Genomic DNA, 21281 nt, shown 5'->3' with positions numbered 1-21281 from the left:
ATATAAACATCTATTTGAAAAATATAATATTTCAAATATTCTTAATTGACACCACTAATATTTTACCAAAAGATTTTTATCTAAGTTTTTATTGTGCCAATTTCAGATTCAATAGAATATAATTCGGTGTAAATATTGCCTAACTAGTTTCACTCCTTAAAAATCCAATTATGAGAAAAGTCTTTACTTTAGGCTTTCTGTCAATGCTATTGCTCTTCTCCGGAGCAAGCTTTGCACAGGACCTGAACATCAAGGGAAAGGTGCAGTCTGACGACGGAAATCTTCCGGGAGCCAGCATCCTCATTAAAGGCACCAGCCGCGGAAGCACAACCGATGCCAACGGCGAGTTTACGATGAGCGCCCCAGCTGGCGCAACGCTTGTAGTTTCCTTCATTGGTTACAAAACGCTCGAACTTCCCATCGGCTCAAAAACCACACTCGACATTAAGCTGGAACAGGATGCGACGCAATTCAGCGAAATTGTGGTAACGGCCCTGGGCATAGCGCGCGAGAAAAAAGCATTGGGCTATTCGGTGCAGGAAGTAAGCGGAAAAACGTTGACACAAGCACGCGAAACGAACCTCGTTAACTCACTTTCCGGACGGCTTGCAGGTGTGCAGGTAACCAATTCCAACGGTGCGCCGGGATCGTCTTCGCGGATGATCATTCGTGGCGCGAGCTCAATCGGAAGCAATAATCAGCCTTTATTCGTTGTGGACGGCGTTCCGGTGGACAACAGCAACTTCGGTTCGGGAACGGGCGTGGATTATGGCAATGCTGCGGCGTCGATCAATCCGGACGATGTGGAGTCGATCAACGTTTTGAAAGGACCTAGCGCGGCGGCACTTTACGGCTCGCGCGGCGCGAACGGTGTGGTTCTGATCACGACCAAAAGCGGAAAAGGGACAAAGGGAATTGGCGTGTCATTTAACACAAACACAGCATTCGAAAGTCCTTTCAGGTTGCCCGAATGGCAGAACGAATATGGACAAGGCGCGGGCGGCTTGTTTTCCTATGTAGATGGAAAGGGCGGTGGAAAAGGTGATGGTGTCGATGAAAGCTGGGGTCCAAAATTGGATGGCAGATTGCTGCCTCAGTTCGATTCGCCTATTGCAGCCGACGGCACGAGAACGCCGACGCCCTGGATCGCGCACCCTGATAATGTTGACAAATTCTTCGAAACCGGCAAAACGTATACGAATAGCGTTGCCGTTACAGGCGGCAATGAAACAGCGGATTTTCGTTTGTCATTTACCAATTTGAGCCAAACCGGAATTTTGCCAAATACAGATTACAAACGCCGCACGGTTTCCCTGAATGCGGGCTGGAATTTGACCAAAAAACTGAGCGTAAGAGCAACCGGAAACTACATTAAGGACGGAAGCGACAACCGCAACAACTTCGGCCTTTACTTCATCTGGTTTGGCCGCCAGGTGGATATGGATAAATTAACCGCTTACAAAAAGCCGGGCAGCATTTACCAGAACAACTGGAACGACAACTATTGGACTAACCCATATTATTTGCTGAACGAGAGCACAAGGGCCAATGAAAAAGACCGCCTTTATGGAAACTTCTCGGCAACATATAAATTCACAGACTGGCTTACATTGACCGGAAGAACGGGAACAGACTTTTACGAAGATCGCCGCAAGACAAAAAGCGCTGCCCGCCAGGCTGTTATAGGAACTTCTAATTTATTTGATGCTTATAATGAAGAGCAAATTTTTGTTCGCGAATCGAACTCAGACTTCCTTTTAAATGCCACGCACAAATTTGGCGAATTTGACATTACTGCGAATGTTGGAGGCAATCACCGGACAAACTACGCGCAACGCAACTACATGGGCGCGACCGAGTTGGCCATTCCAAGGGTTTATAATTTTGGTAACTCTCGCCAGAAACTGGTTGGTGAAAACAGTTTTATCAAAAAATCTGTAAACAGCCTTTATGCCTCTGCTAACCTTGGTTTTAGAAATTATCTTTTCGTAGACCTTACTGCCAGAAATGACTGGTCGAGCACATTGCCTTCGGATAACCGCTCCTATTTTTATCCTTCTGCGGCTGTGAGTGCGATTATCACGGATATGTTCAATGTAAGATCCTCTGTGCTTTCTTTTGCCAAAATCAGGGCGGGCGTCGCGCAGGTGGGTAACGATACGGACCCGTATCGCCTCGTGAGCACTTACAAATACGAAAATGCCTGGGGAAGCACGCCAAGCTTGTCCGAAAACAATGCGATGCTGAATGCGGAGCTCAAACCCGAAATCACTTCTTCTTACGAGATTGGAACGGACATTAGATTATGGCAAAATCGGGTGGGCATTGATGTGACATATTACAGCAAAGTTTCTAAAAACCAGATCCTGGATGTCAACATTTCCAATGCAACAGGTTTTTTGTCAAAACTATTGAATGCAGGAAAAATCAAAAACTCCGGAGTTGAAATTCAGCTGACTGCAACGCCGGTCAAGCTTAACAACTTCCAATGGGACATTGGTTTGAACTGGGCCAAAAACAAAAACAAAGTGCTTTCGCTTGACGGAGGACTTACAACTTATCAGCTGAACACAAGTTACAATTCGCTGACACAAGCAACTACAACGAGCTCATTCCGCGGACTTTCGGTAGAAGCACGCGTCGGACAGCCTTACGGAACATTTTTTGGAAAAGGGTTTTTAAGAGCTCCGGATGGTCAGATCGTTTACGATGCACAAGGTTATCCAATGATCGATCCCGTAAGCCGCGTGCTGGGAAGTTTCACGCCTGACTGGATTGGCGGCATTTCCAACACATTTACTTACAAGAAATTCTCTTTGAGCACATTGATTGATATCAAATCGGGCGGAGACATCTTCTCTCAATCGATCAACATTGGTCGCTACACGGGTGTTTTGAAAGAGACAACATTGGGTCGTGAGGAAGGCATTATTGGTGCCGGTGTGGTTAATAAAGGAACTGCTGCTGCGCCCGAATATGTGCCGAATGAGAAGCGCATTTCATCAGAAGAATATCACCATAAATATTACTTGCTGACTAATAATGAGAACACCATTTTTGACGCGAGTTATGTGAAGCTGCGTGAGGTAAAATTAACTTATATGATCTCGGGCAAAGTTTTCAACAAGCTGCCTTTCCGTGACATCGCGATTTCGGTCGTGGGGCGTAACCTTGCTTTGCTGAAAAGCAATTTGCCGCACATTGATCCCGAAACCAGCTATTATAATGATGGTAACCTGCAAGGCATCGAAAATGGCCAGATCCCAACTACGAAAACAGTGGGCTTCAACATCAGCTTTAATTTATAAGACATTTTATCAAACGAATTGACATGAAAAAACATATAAATTCCTTCATTTTCAAAGGTTTGCTTTCGGCTTCCTTATTGGGATTTGCGAGTTGCACAGGCGATTTTGACGAGATTAACACCAACAACAACAGCGCCGCAACCGGAACGGCGGATCTGTTTTTGCCGCATGGCATTCAAAGCGCCGTCGATATTTTCTGGGGCGGTTCACTCGGGATGGATGTGGGCGACGGCTTTTCACAACATTGGGCAAGGATCCAATACACTGACATTGACCAATACACGGTGTCAAGCGACGTGTACACGGCTGGTTGGCAGGGACTTTACATTGAATCCTTGGCTGATTATCAGCGCATTTACAAAATCGGTGTAGAAACCAACAATGTCAATTACCAATCCGTCGCCATCATTATGCGGTCGTGGGTCTTCACATTGCTGACAGACACTTATGGCGACATTCCCTATAAGGACGCTTTACAAGGACTGGAAGGCAATTTGCTCCCCAAATATGACAAGCAAAAAGATGTATATGCGGGCTTGATCGCTGAATTGAAAGCCGCAGGCGAGGCCATTAACACAACGGACAAAAGCATCGCGATCAGCGGTGATATTCTCTTTGCGAATGATTTGACCAAATGGAAAAAGTTTGCGAACACATTGAGTCTGCGCATTCTAAGCCGCATGATCGATAAAGCGGATGCACCAGTTGACGTGAAAGCAGAAGTTACGCGTATTTTGAGTGATCCTGTTAAATATCCGGTAATCGGTTCCGTGGCGGAAAACATTCAGCTTAATTATCTGGACGTTACAAATAACCAAAATCCCGTGAATGTTAACCGCAAAACGCGCGATGACCACCGTGTGAGTGCGACATTGGTTAACAAACTCAAAGCTTTAAATGACACGAGATTGCCAGTTTTCGCCAATCTGTCGACGCTTGAACCTGCATATGTGGGTGTTCCGAACGGATTGTCTTCCTCAGAGGCGGGCAAGCTGGGGCTGGAAAATACATCGCGGGTAGGCGCTTATTTTGTGGCCCCTACGGCCCCGGGCGTGATCATGAGTTATGCGGAGTTGCTGTTTTTGAAAGCTGAATTTGCCTACAAAGGCATTGCGGCTGCGGGTGACGTTGCGAAAAATTACACGGATGCAATCACTGCCTCACACGCCCAATATAAGCTAACGGTTGCACCAGCATATCTGACTGCCAATGCATTAAAGGCAGGCGCAGCGGGTTTTACGCAAATCATGGAGCAAAAATGGATCGCGCTTTACGGACAAGGATTGGAGGCCTGGACGGAATATCGTAGAACGGGAATTCCTGCTTTGCAAGCGCCGGTTTTGAATACAAACCAGAATATCATTCCTACGCGGATGCCTTACCCAGGCTCGGAAGAATCGTTGAACTACGAGAATTTTTCGGCGGCATTGGCCAGCCAGGGTGGCAAGAATGATATGAAAATGAAACTTTGGTTCGCCAAGTAAGTGCAGATTGGTAAGTGTGTAAAATGAAACGGGTCAGATGCGTGCGGCATCCGACCCGTTTTCATTTATGAGAATGTCTTTATTAAAATGCAAATCCAAATCCTGCGCCTACATTCACCACACCGATAAACCGCTTTTCACTAATCTTATCCGCAATTTCAAGCGGCCCACGAACGGCGCGAATGTAAACATCTTTAATTTCTGCTTCCGCACCGATCACATCTGCATTAACCTGGAAAAATAGCGCACCTGACAACGGCACACGCAAACTTCCGCCACCGGCAAGCCCAAATGCCGAAGTGGACACTTTTTTCAGACTAACCGTAATCGGTTCCCCACCTGCTTCCGAAGTTCCTATTAAATCAACGGTTGGTGAGTTCGCCCAAACTTTTCCCGCCTGTGCATGAAATTCAAGCTGCACCCGATTCATGTTAATGTACAAAGCGGGCCCGAGCATTAATGCATTCAGTTTCCAATTCGAAACCTCGCTTTGCCAGGTGAATGTTTCTCCCAGAACCCGGGCATAGTCATTGGCTTTGTCCAATATCGGTTGCGAATTCGTCTTATTAATGTTCATACTTCCCGAAGCACGAAGACCGATCCAACGTGCAACACGAAAATCATAATTGGCCTGCCCAAAAATACCGGAACTGGTTAAGCCGGCAAATGGATCGTCAAGTTTCTCACGAGCTAATTCGCCAACTGGTAAGCTATAACCGCCTGTAACCGAGAAAAAACTGCGTGTGTTCTGCGCCTTGCTTTCAATGCTTGTTACTAGGAAAAATGCAATAATCAGCGAAAGGCAATTGAGGGAGATTTTCATAAATATGGCCAAATATCGTTAAGAGGTTGCTGCGAGTGTTTCCAATTTTCAACTAAGTTAACATCAAACATACCTGTTTTATTACATTTTTTTCAAATCCATTGGTTTGGGGAAATTTTATCAACACAATGTTATATAAACCGATGTAAAAGCTGTTTAAAGCCATTGGTATAAATTTGGTAACGGTGCGGATAAACTAAATCATTGAATCATGGACAGGAAAGAAACTGACGATCAAGCTAGGGGCACAAAGAATACTAAAAATGTTTGGAAGTGGATATTGGGTGTGGGGATCTTATTAATGGCAATTGCTTTTTGGGGAGGCTTTTTTAATCATAACGAGAACTTTACTGAGTCTGAAACTCCATCAGAACAGAATTCCGAGGCGTCAGGAGCGGCAACTGCGGATAGCGTTGCATCCGACACGATAATGGAGAATGTCCGTAAAACAGAATAAGCGTTTGCTATTTGATTAGTGCGTCCCATAAAATTTCGACAGGATGTTGTGATAAACGTCCTGTTCCATCTTTTATTTGGTGACGGCAGCTTGTCCCGGAAGCGGCTATAATCACTTCCTCAGGCTGCTGGCGAACGGTTGGAAAGAGCACAAGTTCTCCAATCTGCATCGAAACGTCATAATGCTCCTCTTCATAGCCAAACGAGCCAGCCATGCCGCAACATCCGGAAGGAATGAGATGAACCTGATAATTTTCGGGAAGTGAAAGTGCCTTTTTGGATGCTGTTAATGTTGATAATGCTTTCTGATGGCAATGCCCGTGCAACTTAATGAGTTGCTTTTTTTGTGTAAAAACGCTTTTAGTGATTCGCTTGGCGTCAATTTCCCGCGCAATAAACTCTTCAAAAAGCAACGCATTCTCTGATATTCTGACAGCATTTTCCCGTTGCTCTGCCGGAACCAGATCAATGTATTCATCTCTAAATGAAAGGATTGCGGACGGTTCAATGCCGATCAGCGGTGTGTCATAAGTGATCAGATCATTAAGTAACGATACATTTTTGATTGCCAGCTGCTGCGCCTCTTTCACAAAACCTTTGGACAAATAAGACCTTCCTGACTCGACGTGATTGGGAATGATCACTTCATAACCCACCGCTTCAAGCAATTCGACCGCTTTCTTGCCAACTTCAACGTCGTTATAATTGGTGAATTCATCACAAAAGAGAAACACTTTCCGCTCGAAGGACTGATTTGATTTGCGCCTTTTTTCGAACCAATTTCGCAATGTTTGCGCATGCAAATGCGGCATAGAACGCTCCGGGTGAAAGCCAACCATTTTGTTGGCAATTTTCCGCAATGCCGGATTACCGAAGATTCCGTTGAAAGCCCAAGGCGCAATGGATGCCAATTTCATTTGTTTTGAAAAATTGGCAATCAACCTGCTCCGCATCGGGACGCCGTGGGTTTCGTAATATTGTTGTGTGAATTCGGCTTTCATTTTGCCCACATCCACGCTGGAAGGACATTCGGATTTGCAACCTTTGCACGACAAACACAGATCCAGCACTTCCCTAACCATGTCCTGTGTGGCTACAATCGGCTCTTTTTTATGGACTGGCGTCAGATATTGTCTCAAAATATTGGCTCTGGCCCGCGTGGTGTCTCTTTCCCGACGCGTCGCCATGTAACTGGGGCACATTGTTCCGCCCGTGAGCTCGGTTTTGCGACAGTCTCCCGATCCGCTGCACTTCTCAGCCAGCCGAAGCATGCCTTCCTGTTTGGAAAAATCGAAAATGGTTTTGATCTCTGGCTGCGGCTTATCCTGTTCATAGCGCAAAAACTCATTTATCGGCGGCGTATCCACAACTTTATTGGCATTGAAAATCCCATCCGGGTCCCAGATCCGCTTCACTTGCCTGAACATTTCATACACCTCATCGCCCATCATAAATGGGATGAATTCGCCTCTTAACCTGCCATCGCCATGTTCACCAGAAAGTGATCCGTTGTATTTTTTTACCAATGCTGCCGTGTCTGCCAAAACCTGCCGAAAAAGTTGTTTACCCGCCTCCGTTTTCAGGTTGATCATGGGTTCCACATGCAATTCGCCTGCTCCGGCATGTGCATAATAGGAAGCGTGCAGGTTGTGTTTTTTCAATAAATCCGCCAAATCAGCAATGTATGCAGGCAAATCCTCCACCGCCACCGCGCAGTCCTCAATCAGGTTAACGGGCTGGGTGTCACCTGGCAAATTTCTAATTAAGCCTAACCCGGCTTTTCTAATGTCCCAGGCCTTATCCGCGTCGCCTCCAAACAGCAATGGATAGGCATAACCCAGGTTTTCATTTTTCAGCGCATGGACAAGCTTTTCGGCTTGCAACTGAACTTCCAGGTCGGTCTCGCCCCAAAATTCCACCAGCAGCAACGCCGCAGGATCGCCTTGCAGAAAAAACCTGTTTTGAGAATAGACGGTGTGATCTTTGGTAAAATCCATGATGTAACGGTCGACCAGCTCGGAAGCTTTTGGGTCAAACTGCATGGCGACGCGATTGGCATGAAGCGATTCGACGAGCGACTCCGTATGAATGCAAACAACTCCGACAGAAGCAGGAGGCGCATCCACCAATGCCAATTTGGCCTCAGTAACAAAACACAAAGTCCCCTCCGACCCTGCGATCAGATTGCAGAGATTGATTTGATCTTTTTCAAAAGCCCGCACGAGCGCATCCAATGCATAACCTGAGTTTCGCCGCGTAACCGTCGGTTTTGCAAATTGTTTTTTGATCAATTCCTGATCCACAGGATTAGAAACCAGGCCGTACATTCCGGCGAGAATCGCTTGTTCCCGCTGCCCTTTAACTTGTTTCTGAGATATTTTTGTTATAAAATCCTGCGTTGACTGGTTATTAAAAACGGCTTCTGAACCGTCGGAAAGCAATGCTTTTACTTCCAGCAAGTGATCCCGCGTGGCACCCCAAGTGATGGAATGCAGTCCGCAAGAATTGTTGCCGATCATTCCGCCAATCATCGCCCGGCTGGCCGTTGAAGTTTCAGGGCCAAAAAGCAGGCCATATTCAGCCAGATGCTTGTTGAGATCGTCACGAATCACGCCTGGTTGCACCCTAACCCACTTTTCGGCAGCATTGACCTCAATTATTTTTCCAAAATGCTTAGAGATATCAACGACAATGCCGCTTCCTACGACCTGTCCTGCCAATGAAGTTCCCGCTGCACGCGGAATAAGCGTTACTTTATTTTTCCCTGCAAATTCAATCAAATGACGAATGTCCTCGACCGTTCTCGGAAGCGCAACCGCTAATGGCATTTCCTGATAGACCGACGCATCTGTCGCATAGATCGCCTTTTGTGCGGCGTGCAAAGAAGAATTGTCAAAATAAAGCTCGCCGGAAAAGCGGGAGCGGAGGTCATTGAACTGAATAATGGATACGCGACTCATTCGAAAAAGCAAGGATTAAAAAGCTAAGTTAAAAAGAAGTGCCGGGCAATGACGCACGTTTCTTACGTATATTGGCACACTTTTTACACTTGAAAAACAACCTCAAACAACTTATTATACACAAAATGAGAAAAGTAACATTACTGATCCTGTTGTTTACCAGTGCATTGGTAAAAGCTCAAAATACTGCAACTATAACGCTCACTAACTCAAAACAAGGCCCAGTAACTGCAACGCTGGTTCAGGAAGACGTTCACTTTCACCCCAATCTGGGCATTGGCCTGGCTGATGTCAAGTTGGAACCGGTTGTTTCAACAGATTTTAAAGATAAAACAACTGAAAAAGCAGTTATCCAATTGCCTGAACCGAGAATGATGCGGTTGCAATATGGCGGCGGAAGCATTAATAAAACGTGGATGCTGTTTGTGCAACCGGGCGATGACCTTACCATTACTTTTGCTGACAATGCAGATGTTACGTTTTCTGGCAAAAACGCCAATTATCAGACTTTCCTGAAAAATTACTTCCTGGAAAATCAGTATCAATATTTGCCTGTTTTTGGTTACAAACCGGCGCAGATTGACAATAAAAGCGTTGTTCAGCAAAGCGATAGTTTGAAAAATGTGCGCCTGGAAGCATTCGAAAAATTTAAAGCAGGCAACCCGGTTGCGCCAGGTTTTGAGGCTTATGTCTTGGCGACAACAGCAACAGAACCTTCACTCACCCGCCGATTGATCCAGGAGAAAATATTACGCCGCAACCGCGTTACCAAACTGGATGACAAGCAACGAAAGGAGCTGGAAGACTTGACATTGACCGATTTCAAAATACTATCCGACGACGCATTGCTAAGCCAGTCCTACCGCGACGAACTGCGCAACTGGGCATTAATTCCTTCGACACGCAAATTTCCATTGGCTTCGGAATCACGTTATGAGATCAGTCCGGATGCGTTGAAAGATGTTTATGCATTCAGCAAAGAGAAGCTGGCAAATTACCCGAAACAAAAGGAATATTTGCTCACCTATTGGCTTAACTACGCAGCAACGGCGATTCCTTCCATTGAAACGAGCCAGGCGCTTTTAGAAGATTATAAAACAACTTTTCCGCAATCGCCCAATGCGGAATACATTTCAAAACTAATCACAACGAAGCAAGCATTGCAACCTGGCGCTGCGCTTGCAGATGTAACATTGCTTAATGTTGACAGCACAGCAGTAACCGTTTCTTCTCTTGCCGGAAAGCCTGTTTGTATGGTCTTCTCGTTCAGCATTGGACAACACGAACCGGGAATGAAAGCATTGGAAGATCAACTTGCCGACAAGGCGACGTTTGTGTATGTTTCCGTTGCCCCTGGAATTCCATTCTCAACATGGAAACAGTATGCCAAGGACAGACCAAATGCAAAGCATCTCTGGGCCTCAGACGAGAACATTGAATTACTGAAAGAGAAATACGCAATAGACATCCGCTATCCGTTTCTGGTGACCGACGGTTCTGGCAAGATCGTAAATAGATGGATTCCGCAAGAATTTCCGGATAACAAATCGCTGGCGGCTGAATTGCAAAAAGCAAGTAGATGATATGCTAATGCACGCTGGCGTGCTAGCGCGAAGCTTCGCTTCGTGCTGATATTATAAGGCCTCCGGCCGGAAGAGCGTGATGCTTCTTCGGCCGGAGGCCTGTTAATAATTGTCACGAAGCGGGGCTTCGCGCCAGCGCTCGCAAGAAAATTAGTTCCTGCTGTACGTGTCCTGCGTGGCTTGCGGGAAAGTTTTCAGAATGTCCGTCATGGTGTTTTTTACCATTGTTTCACGGTCTTCTTTTTTGGTAGGCGCCTTCACTTTTCCGGAAGCCCATCCTTGCCAAACCATCCTGTCGCTGTTTTTCTGATAAATGTTCAGGATAAAACGGCTTTCCTGATAATTGTAGGTCGAAATGTTGTTTCCGCCACCATACCACCACATATAAGGTGAGTACATGTTGTTAGAACGCACTTGCTGACGGTCTTTTACATCGGTCATAAAACGCACGATAATGTCCGGATTTTTGGTGTCCATTTTATAACCTTTGGCCTCCATCACCTCCACAACCGCATCTCCAAGCCTTCTCCTGTTCAATTCACTTCCTAAAAGCGGGTCCGTTTCCATGTTATGTTCGGCCTCAACTTTAAAGGTTTTGAATTGTTTCAGATTGACAGAAGAATCGTAATCGTAACTTGTTTGCAGCGCCTGGCTGCAAGACATCATGAGCGCACCCGCCACAACCACCGCAATGGTGGATTTCATCAACTTCACTATGGTTTTCATCTCTGTTTGAACGTTTTGTTTTATTAATAATCTGACAGTTTCCGAGGGCAAAAGTTTAATCGTTCGGATAACAATATCATATAACTTTAAACAAATTTTTTTGGTATATAAGTTTAAAAAAACGTTTTTATTAATACATTAAACAGGTCAGAAACAGCTATTTCCCGTTATGCAAACGTTTGCACTCTTGCCTTCTGATGTAGGACATTGTTTGACCAAGATTGGTTGTAAACAAACAAGCGCCCTGGGTCAGCCGGACGCGATTTACTGGGAAATTATAGGGACCACAAACTTTTACGGCTAAGAAGTCAGACTTTTCGATAGTCTGGATGCTTGTATGGATCTCGATATGGGCGGGCTAAAAGCGCATTCGCTTCGCTATCACCCACAATTTCGCGTTTTACCGGATCATAAACAATGGGTCGGCCGGTTTTCATAGAAAGATTTGCGAGAATACAACTTGCCGTAGAAATATGTCCTTCTTCAATGTCCGCAACGGGCTTGCTGCTGTTGTCAATGGCGCTTAAAAAGTCCAGCATATGCAGCCGCGTCGCGGGAGCAGCATTCAGCTCGATTGCCTTTTCGGTCAGATCTTCCGGATATTTTTCTTTTTCGTAAACTACATCTTTATGGATTTTCTCACCCTTGCCCTGCGGGATGAAATCGTATGCCATGGTGCTCGCCCAAAGCGTTCCTTTTTCGCCATACAATGTAAACGACCACGGATAATCCGGGTTATTCGGCGTACCCCAAGTGCGGTGCTGCCATACGCAATTCAGATCATCATATTCAAAAATAGCAGACTGCGTGTCCGAAATGTTGGATTTGCCTTCTTTCTGCACATAAATGCCGCCTGTTGAGCTGATCTTTTTTGGCCAGCCCAGTTTGAGCATCCAACGCACTGTGTCAAACATGTGCACGCACATATCGCCTGTAACACCATTTCCATATTCCATAAATGTGCGCCACCAGCGAACGTGCGGAAGGCCATCGTAAGGCCGTAACGGAGCCGGGCCGGTCCATTTTTCGTAATCAAAAAACTCAGGAACTGCTTCCACAGGCGGATTGCCGTTGTTGCGCATATGAAAATAACAGCACATTTCAACGTGAGAGATCTTGCCCAGCAATCCTGCATCCACAATGTTCTTTTTTGCGTCGATCAAATGCGGTGTGCTTTTTCGTTGCGTTCCTACCTGAACCACTTTTTTATATTTGCGCGCAGCGGCCACCATTGCCTCCCCTTCCATCACATCCACGCTGATAGGCTTTTGCACATACACGTGCGCTCCGGCTTTCACCGCATCGATCATTTGCAACGCATGCCAATGGTCGGGCGTGCCGATGAGGACAATATCCATCTCATTTTCAGAAAGCATTTTTTGATAATCGCCATACAACTTTGGCGTCTTACCCGACTTCTGGCGCTGGCTTACGAGTTTCCCAGCCTCATTCAACTGATTTTTATCAACATCACAAAGCGCAAGCACCTCAACCGGAGCCACTTGAATCAACCTAAACAAATCACTTTTGCCATACCATCCTGTGCCAATAAGTCCAACCCGAAGTGTTTTTGCAGGATTGATAAGGTCCATCCCACGCGCCCCAAATGTAGAAAGCGCAAGTGCCGCCGTGGCACCATGAAGAAAACTCCGGCGATTGATATTAAAACTGTTCATTGAATAAATGATTGGTTAAGGACTAGCTCAGCTGAAATTAAAAGGGATTTGGCAAGCTGGTTTACTTTCAGCAGAAATTTTTATTTGAAAGAGTGACTTTATCGATACGACCACGTCTCAACGGCGAAAGAAATCGATGAAGCATGAAATCAGAATATTACCAAGCCAAAACAAGCGAGGATTGTTTGTCGTTTAGGGAAGAATAAGTTAACGCTTAAGCCGAGGAATTCCTGCAGATGAAAATTAACTTGTTCGTAGGCAGCTTGAAGGCGTTAATTTGAGATTTCTTAATGAAAGAAAAAAGCGGGAGTAATTTGATAGTTCTGCGTCAAGCAGCCAGATTCACTCTAATATCCATTTCCGCCAAAAGTTCAAGTAAGTGTTCGGTTAGTTGCTTCTTGAAATCTGCAAACTGACTGATCGCCAATTCATCCGGGTCATCCTGGGCCATGTGCCTGGATATAGATGCATTTGCTCTTGCTATCTTTTCCAGCGTAATTTGAATTTCGCTTTGAAGCTGATCATATTGTTTCATAACTCAATTCTAATTTTCAGTATCCCCTTTTTTCGGTTCTGGCGATCTCTAGAAAAGAAATGTAGCCAATCCAGTTTATCAAAGTTAGTTAAAAAGTAGCTTGAATGCTCTTGTGGATAAACCTTAACAAAGTAGATGTCTAGCAGCGAAAAGTTTTTTCGCATAGCAACTAACTCTTTTTGATATCGGTCGTAATCAGCTTCATCCACAAAGCAAACCAGATCCATATCGTTGGGACTGGTCTTTGTACTGGCGAATGACCCGTCGATCCATATATCAAATTTTTTGCCACCAATTGCGGTAAGTTCTGCTACCAACTTCTTGAACTGAATAAAAATGGTAGTCCTTACACTACTAAACACGAACGTTTCTTCGAGATGCAGCCAATCAATGTCAATGATATCATACGGGGTTAGATATCCGTTTTCGTCAAAATCCAAATCGTTCATTCAATCATTTCATATACTCCCCAACATTCTCCTTCGTAACCAACTGGAAAGGAATCAAAACTTCTTTTTCAAACGCCTCTTTCTTCGCTGCTTTGACAGCAGTTTCTATTGCTTTTCCACCTTGTTCCTGAGCGTTTTGGAAGATCGTGGCGTTTAGGGAGCCTTTTTTTACGGATTGTAACGCGTCGGGGATGGCGTCAATGCTGATTACAATTACTTTGTCTTTCAAACCTGCGGCTTCGAGGGCTTTTACGGCGCCCATTCCCATTTCGTCGTTATGCGCGAAAACCGCGTTTATTTTTGGACCAAAAGACTGAATCCAGTTTTCCATCAAGGACATGGCTTTGGCACGGTCCCATTTACCGGTTTGCTCGGCGAGGAGCTTCATTCCGGGATTGGCTTTCAATATTTCTTTTGCACCATTATCCCTTTTCAACTGCGCTGCCTGACCCATAAAGCCATGCATGATAAGCACATTCCCTTTGCCGCCTAATTTTTCAACGAGATATTTCATGGCAATTCTTGCAGATTCGGTGTCGTCTGAACCCACAAATGCGGTCGGTTTGGCAGACGTTTCTGAATTAACATTGATAATTGGAATGTTGGCGTCCATGGCGAGCTTGACTGCGGGTGAACTGGCCTCGACTTCGCAGGGGTTCATGATAATGGCATCCACCCCTTGCGCGATGAAACTTTCAACTTGTTCCACTTGCTTCAACGCCGATCGTTCCGCATCCACAGTGATCAGTTCAACGCCCAACTCTTTGGATTTGGCTTCCATTTCATCGCTGACATTGACAATGAATTCATTTTGCATGCTCAACATTGTCGCACCCACTACAAGCTTTTTGCCTGAATCGCTTGCATCACTTTCACTTTTTTGAGATTGATTGCAACCTGCAATTGCAAAGGATAATGCTGCTAGTAAAATGAATTTCATCGGATTTACCATCATATTTCAATGTAAACTGTTGATTGAAGCTTAGCGATCTTTCTTGCCCATGCTGTCCAGCACAACCGCGCCGATAATGATAACGCCCATCACAACTTGCTGATAATAAGACGTCACATTCAGCAGATCCAGACTATTGCTGATCACACCGATCAGCAACGCGCCGATTAATGTTCCGGTCATCGTGCCGGTGCCGCCGGATGTGCTTGTGCCTCCAATAATGGCAGCAGCAATGGCGTCGAGCTCGAAGCCTGCGCCGGCATTGGGCTGCCCCGTTGTGATTCTGGACGTAAGCAAAATGCCTCCAACAGCTGAAAGCAGCCCACAGAGCGTATAGACCCACATTTTCACATTGGTGACGTCAATGCCCGAGGCCCGTGCGGCTGGCTCGTTCCCGCCGACTGCATACATGTAACGACCCAAAACTGTTTTGTTCAAAATAATGGAACACACAATGAACGCGACCACCAGAATAATGATGGGAAAAGGAATGCCGAAGACATTTCCGCCTCCTATGAAATTAAAAGAATCAGACAAATTGGAGATGGGACGGCCTTTGCTCAGAATCAATGCAAGACCGCGACCAATCGTCATCGTGCCCAATGTGACAATGAACGGCGGCACCTTGCTTTTTGTAATAACAAAACCATTGAACGCTCCAAAAAATAACCCTGCACCCAAACCAGCCAGCAGCGGAACCAACAACGGATAAGTGTCCGGATGCGCGAACAAAGCGGTAGTTACGCCTGCAACAGCAACCATTGATCCCAGCGACAGGTCAATTCCGCCGGTTATGATCACAAAAGTGACTCCGAAAGCAAGCAATGCATTGATCGAAACCTGTGTTCCAATGATCATCAAATTGGGAACTGTAAAAAACCGAGGCGTGCTGAATGCGAGTGCCAGGCAAATCAATATAAAAGCCAGAAAAATGCCGTATTGACCAAAATTTTTAAATCGGGAAGCAAAAGTTGCATTCATATTGCTGCGCTACGCGACGGCGTATTTCATGATTAATTCCTGTGTCGCTTCTTCCCTGGAAAGAATCGCTGTTTGTTTTCCTTTTGATAAAACCAAAATCCGATCGCTCATTCCCAGGATTTCAGGCAGTTCGGACGAGATCATAATGATCGCAATTCCCTGATCTGCCAGACTTCGGATGAGTTTGTATATTTCAAATTTGGCCCCAACGTCCACGCCGCGGGTTGGCTCGTCCAGAATGATGACGTTGGGAGTGGCCAGTAACACTTTGCCAATGACTACTTTTTGTTGATTGCCTCCACTCAGATAAGTCACTTTCTGATTCATATCAGCGGTTTTAATGCGTAGATCGGCGATTATGCGCTCGGTGAAAGCTTTTTCAGCGGCCTTATTTACAAAAATCCCTTTCCTATGCCGGTTCATGCTGGCCAACGTGGTGTTGTCTTTGACGGACATGCCCGGAATAAAACCCAAACCCTTGCGATCTTCACTCACATAACCGATTCCGTTTGCAATGGCCTGACGCGGATTTTTATTTATAATCAACTGATTTTTAATGCTTATTTCGCCACCGTCCTGTTTGTCCAGACCGTAAATGACGCGCGCGATCTCCGTCCGTCCGGCGCCCATTAATCCTGCAAATCCAAGAATTTCTCCTTTATAAACTTCAAAATTGATATCAGTGAAATGATTTTTCTTGCTCAAACCTTTCACTGAAATCGCCAGCGCTCCTTTTTTGCCGTTTGATTCAGGAAACATGTGATCAATTTCACGGCCAACCATCATGGCAATCAGCGCATGCTTATCCAGATCTGCCGCGCTTTTGGTTGCAATGTATTTGCCATCGCGCAGCACCGTTATGGTGTCCGAAATCTTGAAGATCTCGTCCATTTTGTGCGAAATGTAAATGATGCTTACGCTCTTGGCTTTTAATTTTTTGATGATATTGAAAAGTGTATCAACTTCTTTATCAGAAATGGCCGACGTCGGTTCGTCCATAATGATCACTTTTGCATCATTGGAAATCGCTTTTGCAATTTCCACCATTTGCATTTGAGCAATGCTCAAATACTTCATTTTAGCTTTGGGATCAATGTTGACTCCCATTTCTTCAAGTAAAAGTGCCGCTTTCTGATCAATAACAGCATCGTCGAGCAAGTCGAACGCCCAGCCTTTTTTACCAGAAATTTCTCTTTCTCTTCCTAAAAAAATATTTTGCGCAACAGTCAGCTCGGGAATGATCAATATCTCCTGATGGATCATGGAAATGCCTCTTTTCAATGTGTCGCTCACATTGCTGTTCCGCAAAGCTTCCCCTTCAAAAATAATCTCTCCCGAATCCGGCGCGAGCAAGCCAATCAGGATTTTCATGAAAGTGGACTTTCCAGCGCCATTTTCTCCCATTAAGGCATGAACCTCTCCTCTTTGCAGCTCAAACTGAACATTATCCAGTGCTTTCACACCAGAAAATGACTTTGAGAGATTTGAAACTTTGAGGATTGATTCAATCATATTATTTATCCCCCGGTTGAAACCGGGGGGCAATTGATGCTTTTTTGGATGTTAGTTTAAATAATGAATATTCTCTTATTTAAATCAAATGACTATTGTTTTCCGAAAAAAGTTGAAAACCATCCCACACGAAAAACCCTCAAAAACAAAACATTGCCCAGGGTTTCAACCCTGGGCTTCATAATAAATGATGTAGAATAGAAGAAGTTGAACTGAATATAAATCTCAGCCTTCCCAGACAACATTAGTGTCTTTCCAGCTCTTGGAAGCTGCCGAATCCAACACAGCTTCACAAACTTTCTGAGTTTCGTAAGCATCTTTGAAAGTTGGACGACAAGGGTCGCCGGTTTGCAGACTTTCGAAAAAGTCAGCGGCCTGGTGGATGAATGAATGTTCGTAACCAATGCTCGTTCCGGGAATCCACCAACGCTTCATATAAGGCTGATCGCTGTCGGTTACCAGAATGGATCTCCAACCGCGGACGATGGATTCATCATTATGGTCAAAATATTCTAGACGGTTCAAATCATGCAGATCCCAGCGGATGGACGCGTGCTCACCATTGATTTCAAATGTATAAAGCGCCTTGTGGCCGCGCGCATAACGTGTTGATTCAAAGAGGCCTAACGAACCATTATCAAAGTGACAGTGGAAAATACAAGCATCGTCAATGCCCACTTTTTGCACTTCACCGCTTGCGGCATGCACGCGTTCTTTGATAAATGTCTCAGTTACAGCTGAAACGTCCTTAATGCCTCCGTTAATCCACATGGCTGTGTCAATGCAATGTGCGAGCAAGTCGCCCGTTACACCAGAACCGGCTGCGTCCACATCCAGGCGCCATGTTGCGGTGCCTCCTTGCGGAACATCCGGATTGATCGTCCAGTCTTGCAGGAAGTTGGCGCGATAGTGAAAAATACGACCCAATTTACCCGAATCAACGATTTGCTTTGCTAATGTTACGGCAGGAACGCGGCGATAATTATACCAGACTGTGTTTTTAACACCCGATTTTTCAATCGCATCCACCATTGTTTTTGCTTCTTCCAATGTTCTTGCCAAAGGCTTCTCGCAAAGAATCATTTTACCTGCGGCAGCGGCGGCAATCGCGATTTCGGCATGCGTATCATTGGGCGTGCAAATGTCTATTGCATCAATATCGTCACGCTCAATAATTTTTCGCCAGTCTGTTTCAATGCTTTCGTAACCCCACTGCTCAGCAAATGCACGCACTTTTTCTTCATTACGCGAGCAGACTGCCTTCAAAACAGGACGATATTCCAGCTCAGGGAAGAAGTCACCAATTCTTTTATATCCATTGGAATGCGTGCGGCCCATTAATCCGGTTCCGATCAACGCAATCCTGATCTCTTTTTTGTTTGACATATTATTGAATCCAAATCGGGTTAAACAATGGGAGAAACAACTTTATCTTCCTGATACCAGCCATGCGCCTGACGCACTTTCACCAGCGCAGCAAGGATGTCATTCCAGGTTTGCTGGTTGGTCATGACCTCATTCGGGAACATGCAGCCATCCCAGCAGATGTGACGGAATGCTTTGGTAATGTTTCCGTTTTCGTCGCGAAGCCAGTATCCGGCGTCTTTTGTAATGTCCAGTTTCCCGTTTGGATCCGTTGCCAGGCAGTGACGACCGGTTTTATCGTGCGATCCTGTTCCGTGCACGGTTCCGTCGTTTTGCGCAACGTGGAAATCGAATGTATATGGACGCAGCTCAGCAGTCATTTTTTTCAAACCTTCCTCCAAAGCGAAGCGATCGCCCCATTGGAAATCAACAGGCAAAATGCGATGTTCTGGCGCGTTATAACCCAATAAATAAAGGAATGTATGCGACATATCGGCTTGGAAACCCATATTCGGGCGATCAACAGCTTTTAGCGTGTCGAGCATTGCTTTCCAGCTGTGCATGCCACCCCAGCAAATCTCTCCCTCGGCAGCAATTTTTTCACCAAAATCAGCTGCAACGTCACAAGCTCGTCGGAATGTCTCAGCGATTTGCTTCGTATTTGCAGCCGGATCAACTGACCAAACTTCCGGTGAAGCAGCAGAATCCACACGGATCACGCCGCCCTGTCGAATGCCCAGATCGCGCAATTGCTTGCCGAAAATACACGCCTGGCGCACCTGCTCGATGAATGTATCGCGCGCTTCCTTAGTCCCCATTGCGGAGCCAGCCCATACATTGGCAACAAGGCTCCCCACTTCGAGGTTCAGGCCGCTCAACTTTTCAGCCAGTCGCTCTGCACCGCCGTCCTGGTTCATGTAAATGCCAACATGCGGATCGAAAAGGCCCAGATCAACGCCATCAAAACGCACGCCATCCACTTCCGCAGCGGCGGTTTTTTCAAGCATTGTATCAAAAGAAATAATCGGCTCCTCATCAGAACCTTTCCCCACAATCCCAGGCCAGGTGGCATTGTGAAGTTTAGGATAATTATTTTCAGGCATGGTTAAGAAGTTTAAAGTTTAAGAAGTTTATAGTTCAAGGTTTATGAGTTTAGAGTTAAAAGTTTATAAATTCTTTAAACTCATCGACTCATAAACTTTTAACTTTTACAACACCAAATCCGGATTGCCCGGACCGAAATGTTTCAGAATTACAATAGGATCTGTTTTGGAAGGATTGCTGATCACAACGCCTTCTGTTGCAGCTTTTTCGCTTACAAAAAATTCATCATTAGTCAGTTGTCCGTAGCGGATCAATGCTGGTGTTTCAATGTCCCAAACACCAAATTTGCCGTGGCCTTGCATCACAATAATTCCGTAAGCCGCTGCATCTTTAATCGTTACAGTTTGACCAGGGAAAACAGTCAGTTCTTTTGCGCTGAATGCTTCATTAAGATAGCAAACCCATTTTTCACTATAACCTGCTGCTTCCATTTCGGCATCGTCACGAACAGACTTTGGACGCATGAAGCGGGTTTCCAGCATGTTAGGATCTGTATTCAGTTCCCAATCGATCACTTCCATCAATTGGTCATAATCGCCTTTGCGGTCTTCGGGTGTTCCGTTCCAAAGCAACTCTTCTGGAACAATTGCTTCATTCACAAGCGATTGATACATTGCAAAAACATCAGAAGCCTTTTGCGGCTCATATGTGCAAAGGCTTCCCGGGGCGTGCAGCATCCCAGGAGGAACGTCCCAGCCAGTTCCGGGTTCAAGGCGGAATGCGGATGAGTAATTCGTGATCTTGTTATCGCCTTTATTGAAATTCATCAGACATTCCTTGATCTGCTCCTTAGTCGTTCCCGGTGTAATGCCGAAGAATGTGTAAGGGAAATCACCGCCGTGGTTATTCAATTGCGGAGGGAAATAATATGCCTCAGGCTTGCCGTTCTGGCCGATTAATGCAGCATGTTCGTCGTTATGGTGAATGTGGTGAGGCAATGGGCCCATGTTGTCAAAAAACTTAGAATACATTGGCCAGCTTTGATATTCATTCCACAGCCGGTCACCGATCAATTCACCTTTCAGCTCGTCGACTGCATCTTTGAGCAAAATCTGCTGCTCGCCATTTCCATCATCATAAACAACGGCACTTAATCCCTCATTTTCACCGGTCAAGGGGCCATTTTTTGCAGGTGTTGTGGATGATAACCAACGCTCGTCGATCCCACCACGCACGCCACCCAGCACATAATAATCGTCCGGATGTAATTTTATCCTGCGGCCGGGAACGCAAAATGAACGCGGCACCCATGTCGGCGCCAAACGCAAAATCCCTTTACCCTGCTCTAATGCCTTTTCAGCTATACTCGAAAGTCCCATTGTTGTGTTGAAAAAATTGGTTTAGTAAATTATTGTTTCTGCTTAGAC

Annotated in this window: 16 protein-coding genes; 4 read left to right on the top strand and 12 right to left on the bottom strand. The window is 45.5% G+C overall.

What is annotated here, in order from left to right:
• The first annotated feature begins 170 nt into the window (after nt 1–170).
• Both LZG73_RS13385 and LZG73_RS13380 read left to right on the top strand, forming a co-directional pair.
• A complete protein-coding gene (locus LZG73_RS13385; protein ID WP_233850188.1) occupies nt 171–3308 on the top strand; it encodes a SusC/RagA family TonB-linked outer membrane protein in 3138 nt (1045 codons plus the stop codon).
• A 23-nt stretch (nt 3309–3331) separates the two neighbouring features.
• Nucleotides 3332–4792, top strand: a complete 1461-nt coding sequence (locus LZG73_RS13380; RefSeq protein WP_233850186.1) for a SusD/RagB family nutrient-binding outer membrane lipoprotein — start codon at nt 3332–3334, stop codon at nt 4790–4792.
• Between the two features lie 82 nt (nt 4793–4874).
• Here the strand turns inward: LZG73_RS13380 and LZG73_RS13375 are convergent, their stop codons facing one another.
• Nucleotides 4875–5615: a hypothetical protein gene (locus LZG73_RS13375; protein ID WP_233850184.1), complete on the bottom strand. Its 741-nt coding sequence runs from the start codon at nt 5613–5615 to the stop codon at nt 4875–4877.
• A 211-nt stretch (nt 5616–5826) separates the two neighbouring features.
• Between LZG73_RS13375 and LZG73_RS13370 the strand changes: the two genes are divergently transcribed.
• Nucleotides 5827–6072, top strand: coding sequence for a YrdB family protein (locus LZG73_RS13370; RefSeq protein ID WP_233850182.1), 246 nt, complete (start codon nt 5827–5829; stop codon nt 6070–6072).
• Nucleotides 6073–6079: 7 nt separating this feature from the next.
• Here the strand turns inward: LZG73_RS13370 and LZG73_RS13365 are convergent, their stop codons facing one another.
• Entirely contained in the window at nt 6080–9031 is a 2952-nt protein-coding gene (locus LZG73_RS13365; RefSeq protein ID WP_233850180.1) for an FAD-binding and (Fe-S)-binding domain-containing protein, read from the bottom strand.
• 125 nt (nt 9032–9156) lie between these two features.
• On the opposite strand from LZG73_RS13365, the gene LZG73_RS13360 reads away from it, so the two are divergent.
• The gene (locus tag LZG73_RS13360; RefSeq protein ID WP_233850178.1) at nt 9157–10614 is read left to right on the top strand and encodes a hypothetical protein; all 1458 of its coding nucleotides are present in this window, start codon (nt 9157–9159) and stop codon (nt 10612–10614) included.
• A 150-nt stretch (nt 10615–10764) separates the two neighbouring features.
• Here LZG73_RS13360 and LZG73_RS13355 read toward each other — a convergent pair whose 3' ends face one another.
• The 10 genes from LZG73_RS13355 to LZG73_RS13310 all read right to left on the bottom strand — a co-directional run bounded on the left by LZG73_RS13355 (nt 10765) and on the right by LZG73_RS13310 (nt 21233).
• Entirely contained in the window at nt 10765–11340 is a 576-nt protein-coding gene (locus LZG73_RS13355; RefSeq protein ID WP_233850176.1) for a DUF4136 domain-containing protein, read from the bottom strand.
• Nucleotides 11341–11648: 308 nt separating this feature from the next.
• On the bottom strand, nt 11649–13016 hold the full coding sequence (locus LZG73_RS13350) for a Gfo/Idh/MocA family protein (RefSeq protein WP_233850174.1): 1368 nt from the start codon (nt 13014–13016) through the stop codon (nt 11649–11651).
• Between the two features lie 328 nt (nt 13017–13344).
• Nucleotides 13345–13551: a hypothetical protein gene (locus tag LZG73_RS13345; protein WP_233850172.1), complete on the bottom strand. Its 207-nt coding sequence runs from the start codon at nt 13549–13551 to the stop codon at nt 13345–13347.
• Nucleotides 13548–14000 carry a DUF6932 family protein gene (locus LZG73_RS13340; RefSeq protein WP_233850171.1) on the bottom strand — a complete coding sequence of 151 codons (453 nt, stop codon included), beginning with the start codon at nt 13998–14000 and terminating at the stop codon, nt 13548–13550. The genes LZG73_RS13345 and LZG73_RS13340 overlap by 4 nt, the downstream gene beginning before the upstream one ends.
• 4 nt (nt 14001–14004) lie before the next feature.
• Nucleotides 14005–14940 (bottom strand): sugar ABC transporter substrate-binding protein, encoded by a 936-nt coding sequence (locus LZG73_RS13335; protein ID WP_233850169.1) that lies wholly within the window; start codon nt 14938–14940, stop codon nt 14005–14007.
• A 42-nt stretch (nt 14941–14982) separates the two neighbouring features.
• Nucleotides 14983–15933 carry an ABC transporter permease gene (locus LZG73_RS13330; RefSeq protein WP_233850167.1) on the bottom strand — a complete coding sequence of 317 codons (951 nt, stop codon included), beginning with the start codon at nt 15931–15933 and terminating at the stop codon, nt 14983–14985.
• 9 nt (nt 15934–15942) lie between these two features.
• Nucleotides 15943–17445 carry a sugar ABC transporter ATP-binding protein gene (locus LZG73_RS13325; RefSeq protein WP_233850165.1) on the bottom strand — a complete coding sequence of 501 codons (1503 nt, stop codon included), beginning with the start codon at nt 17443–17445 and terminating at the stop codon, nt 15943–15945.
• A gap of 225 nt (nt 17446–17670) precedes the next feature.
• Nucleotides 17671–18831: a Gfo/Idh/MocA family protein gene (locus tag LZG73_RS13320; protein ID WP_233850163.1), complete on the bottom strand. Its 1161-nt coding sequence runs from the start codon at nt 18829–18831 to the stop codon at nt 17671–17673.
• A gap of 20 nt (nt 18832–18851) precedes the next feature.
• Nucleotides 18852–19913 carry a sugar phosphate isomerase/epimerase gene (locus tag LZG73_RS13315; protein WP_233850161.1) on the bottom strand — a complete coding sequence of 354 codons (1062 nt, stop codon included), beginning with the start codon at nt 19911–19913 and terminating at the stop codon, nt 18852–18854.
• Between the two features lie 105 nt (nt 19914–20018).
• Nucleotides 20019–21233 (bottom strand): class I mannose-6-phosphate isomerase, encoded by a 1215-nt coding sequence (locus tag LZG73_RS13310; protein WP_233850159.1) that lies wholly within the window; start codon nt 21231–21233, stop codon nt 20019–20021.
• Nucleotides 21234–21281 lie beyond the last annotated feature (48 nt).

The sequence above is a fragment of the Dyadobacter sp. CY326 genome (assembly GCF_021390515.1).
In the GTDB taxonomy this organism is placed as follows: Bacteria; Bacteroidota; Bacteroidia; order Cytophagales; family Spirosomataceae; genus Dyadobacter.
The sequence above is the reverse complement of the archived record's forward strand: the minus strand, read 5'-3'. Positions and strand labels throughout refer to the sequence as shown.

What these genes read in the sequence shown, in the direction of transcription:
- LZG73_RS13310 (WP_233850159.1), bottom strand. Translation starts at nt 21,233, where the DNA reads ATGGGACTTTCGAGTATAGCTGAAAAGGCATTAGAGCAGGGTAAAGGG.
- LZG73_RS13360 (WP_233850178.1), top strand. Translation starts at nt 9,157, where the DNA reads ATGAGAAAAGTAACATTACTGATCCTGTTGTTTACCAGTGCATTGGTA.
- LZG73_RS13340 (WP_233850171.1), bottom strand. Translation starts at nt 14,000, where the DNA reads ATGAACGATTTGGATTTTGACGAAAACGGATATCTAACCCCGTATGAT.
- LZG73_RS13325 (WP_233850165.1), bottom strand. Translation starts at nt 17,445, where the DNA reads ATGATTGAATCAATCCTCAAAGTTTCAAATCTCTCAAAGTCATTTTCT.
- LZG73_RS13385 (WP_233850188.1), top strand. Translation starts at nt 171, where the DNA reads ATGAGAAAAGTCTTTACTTTAGGCTTTCTGTCAATGCTATTGCTCTTC.
- LZG73_RS13335 (WP_233850169.1), bottom strand. Translation starts at nt 14,940, where the DNA reads ATGAAATTCATTTTACTAGCAGCATTATCCTTTGCAATTGCAGGTTGC.
- LZG73_RS13345 (WP_233850172.1), bottom strand. Translation starts at nt 13,551, where the DNA reads ATGAAACAATATGATCAGCTTCAAAGCGAAATTCAAATTACGCTGGAA.
- LZG73_RS13380 (WP_233850186.1), top strand. Translation starts at nt 3,332, where the DNA reads ATGAAAAAACATATAAATTCCTTCATTTTCAAAGGTTTGCTTTCGGCT.
- LZG73_RS13330 (WP_233850167.1), bottom strand. Translation starts at nt 15,933, where the DNA reads ATGAATGCAACTTTTGCTTCCCGATTTAAAAATTTTGGTCAATACGGC.
- LZG73_RS13320 (WP_233850163.1), bottom strand. Translation starts at nt 18,831, where the DNA reads ATGTCAAACAAAAAAGAGATCAGGATTGCGTTGATCGGAACCGGATTA.
- LZG73_RS13370 (WP_233850182.1), top strand. Translation starts at nt 5,827, where the DNA reads ATGGACAGGAAAGAAACTGACGATCAAGCTAGGGGCACAAAGAATACT.
- LZG73_RS13315 (WP_233850161.1), bottom strand. Translation starts at nt 19,913, where the DNA reads ATGCCTGAAAATAATTATCCTAAACTTCACAATGCCACCTGGCCTGGG.
- LZG73_RS13375 (WP_233850184.1), bottom strand. Translation starts at nt 5,615, where the DNA reads ATGAAAATCTCCCTCAATTGCCTTTCGCTGATTATTGCATTTTTCCTA.
- LZG73_RS13350 (WP_233850174.1), bottom strand. Translation starts at nt 13,016, where the DNA reads ATGAACAGTTTTAATATCAATCGCCGGAGTTTTCTTCATGGTGCCACG.
- LZG73_RS13365 (WP_233850180.1), bottom strand. Translation starts at nt 9,031, where the DNA reads ATGAGTCGCGTATCCATTATTCAGTTCAATGACCTCCGCTCCCGCTTT.
- LZG73_RS13355 (WP_233850176.1), bottom strand. Translation starts at nt 11,340, where the DNA reads ATGAAAACCATAGTGAAGTTGATGAAATCCACCATTGCGGTGGTTGTG.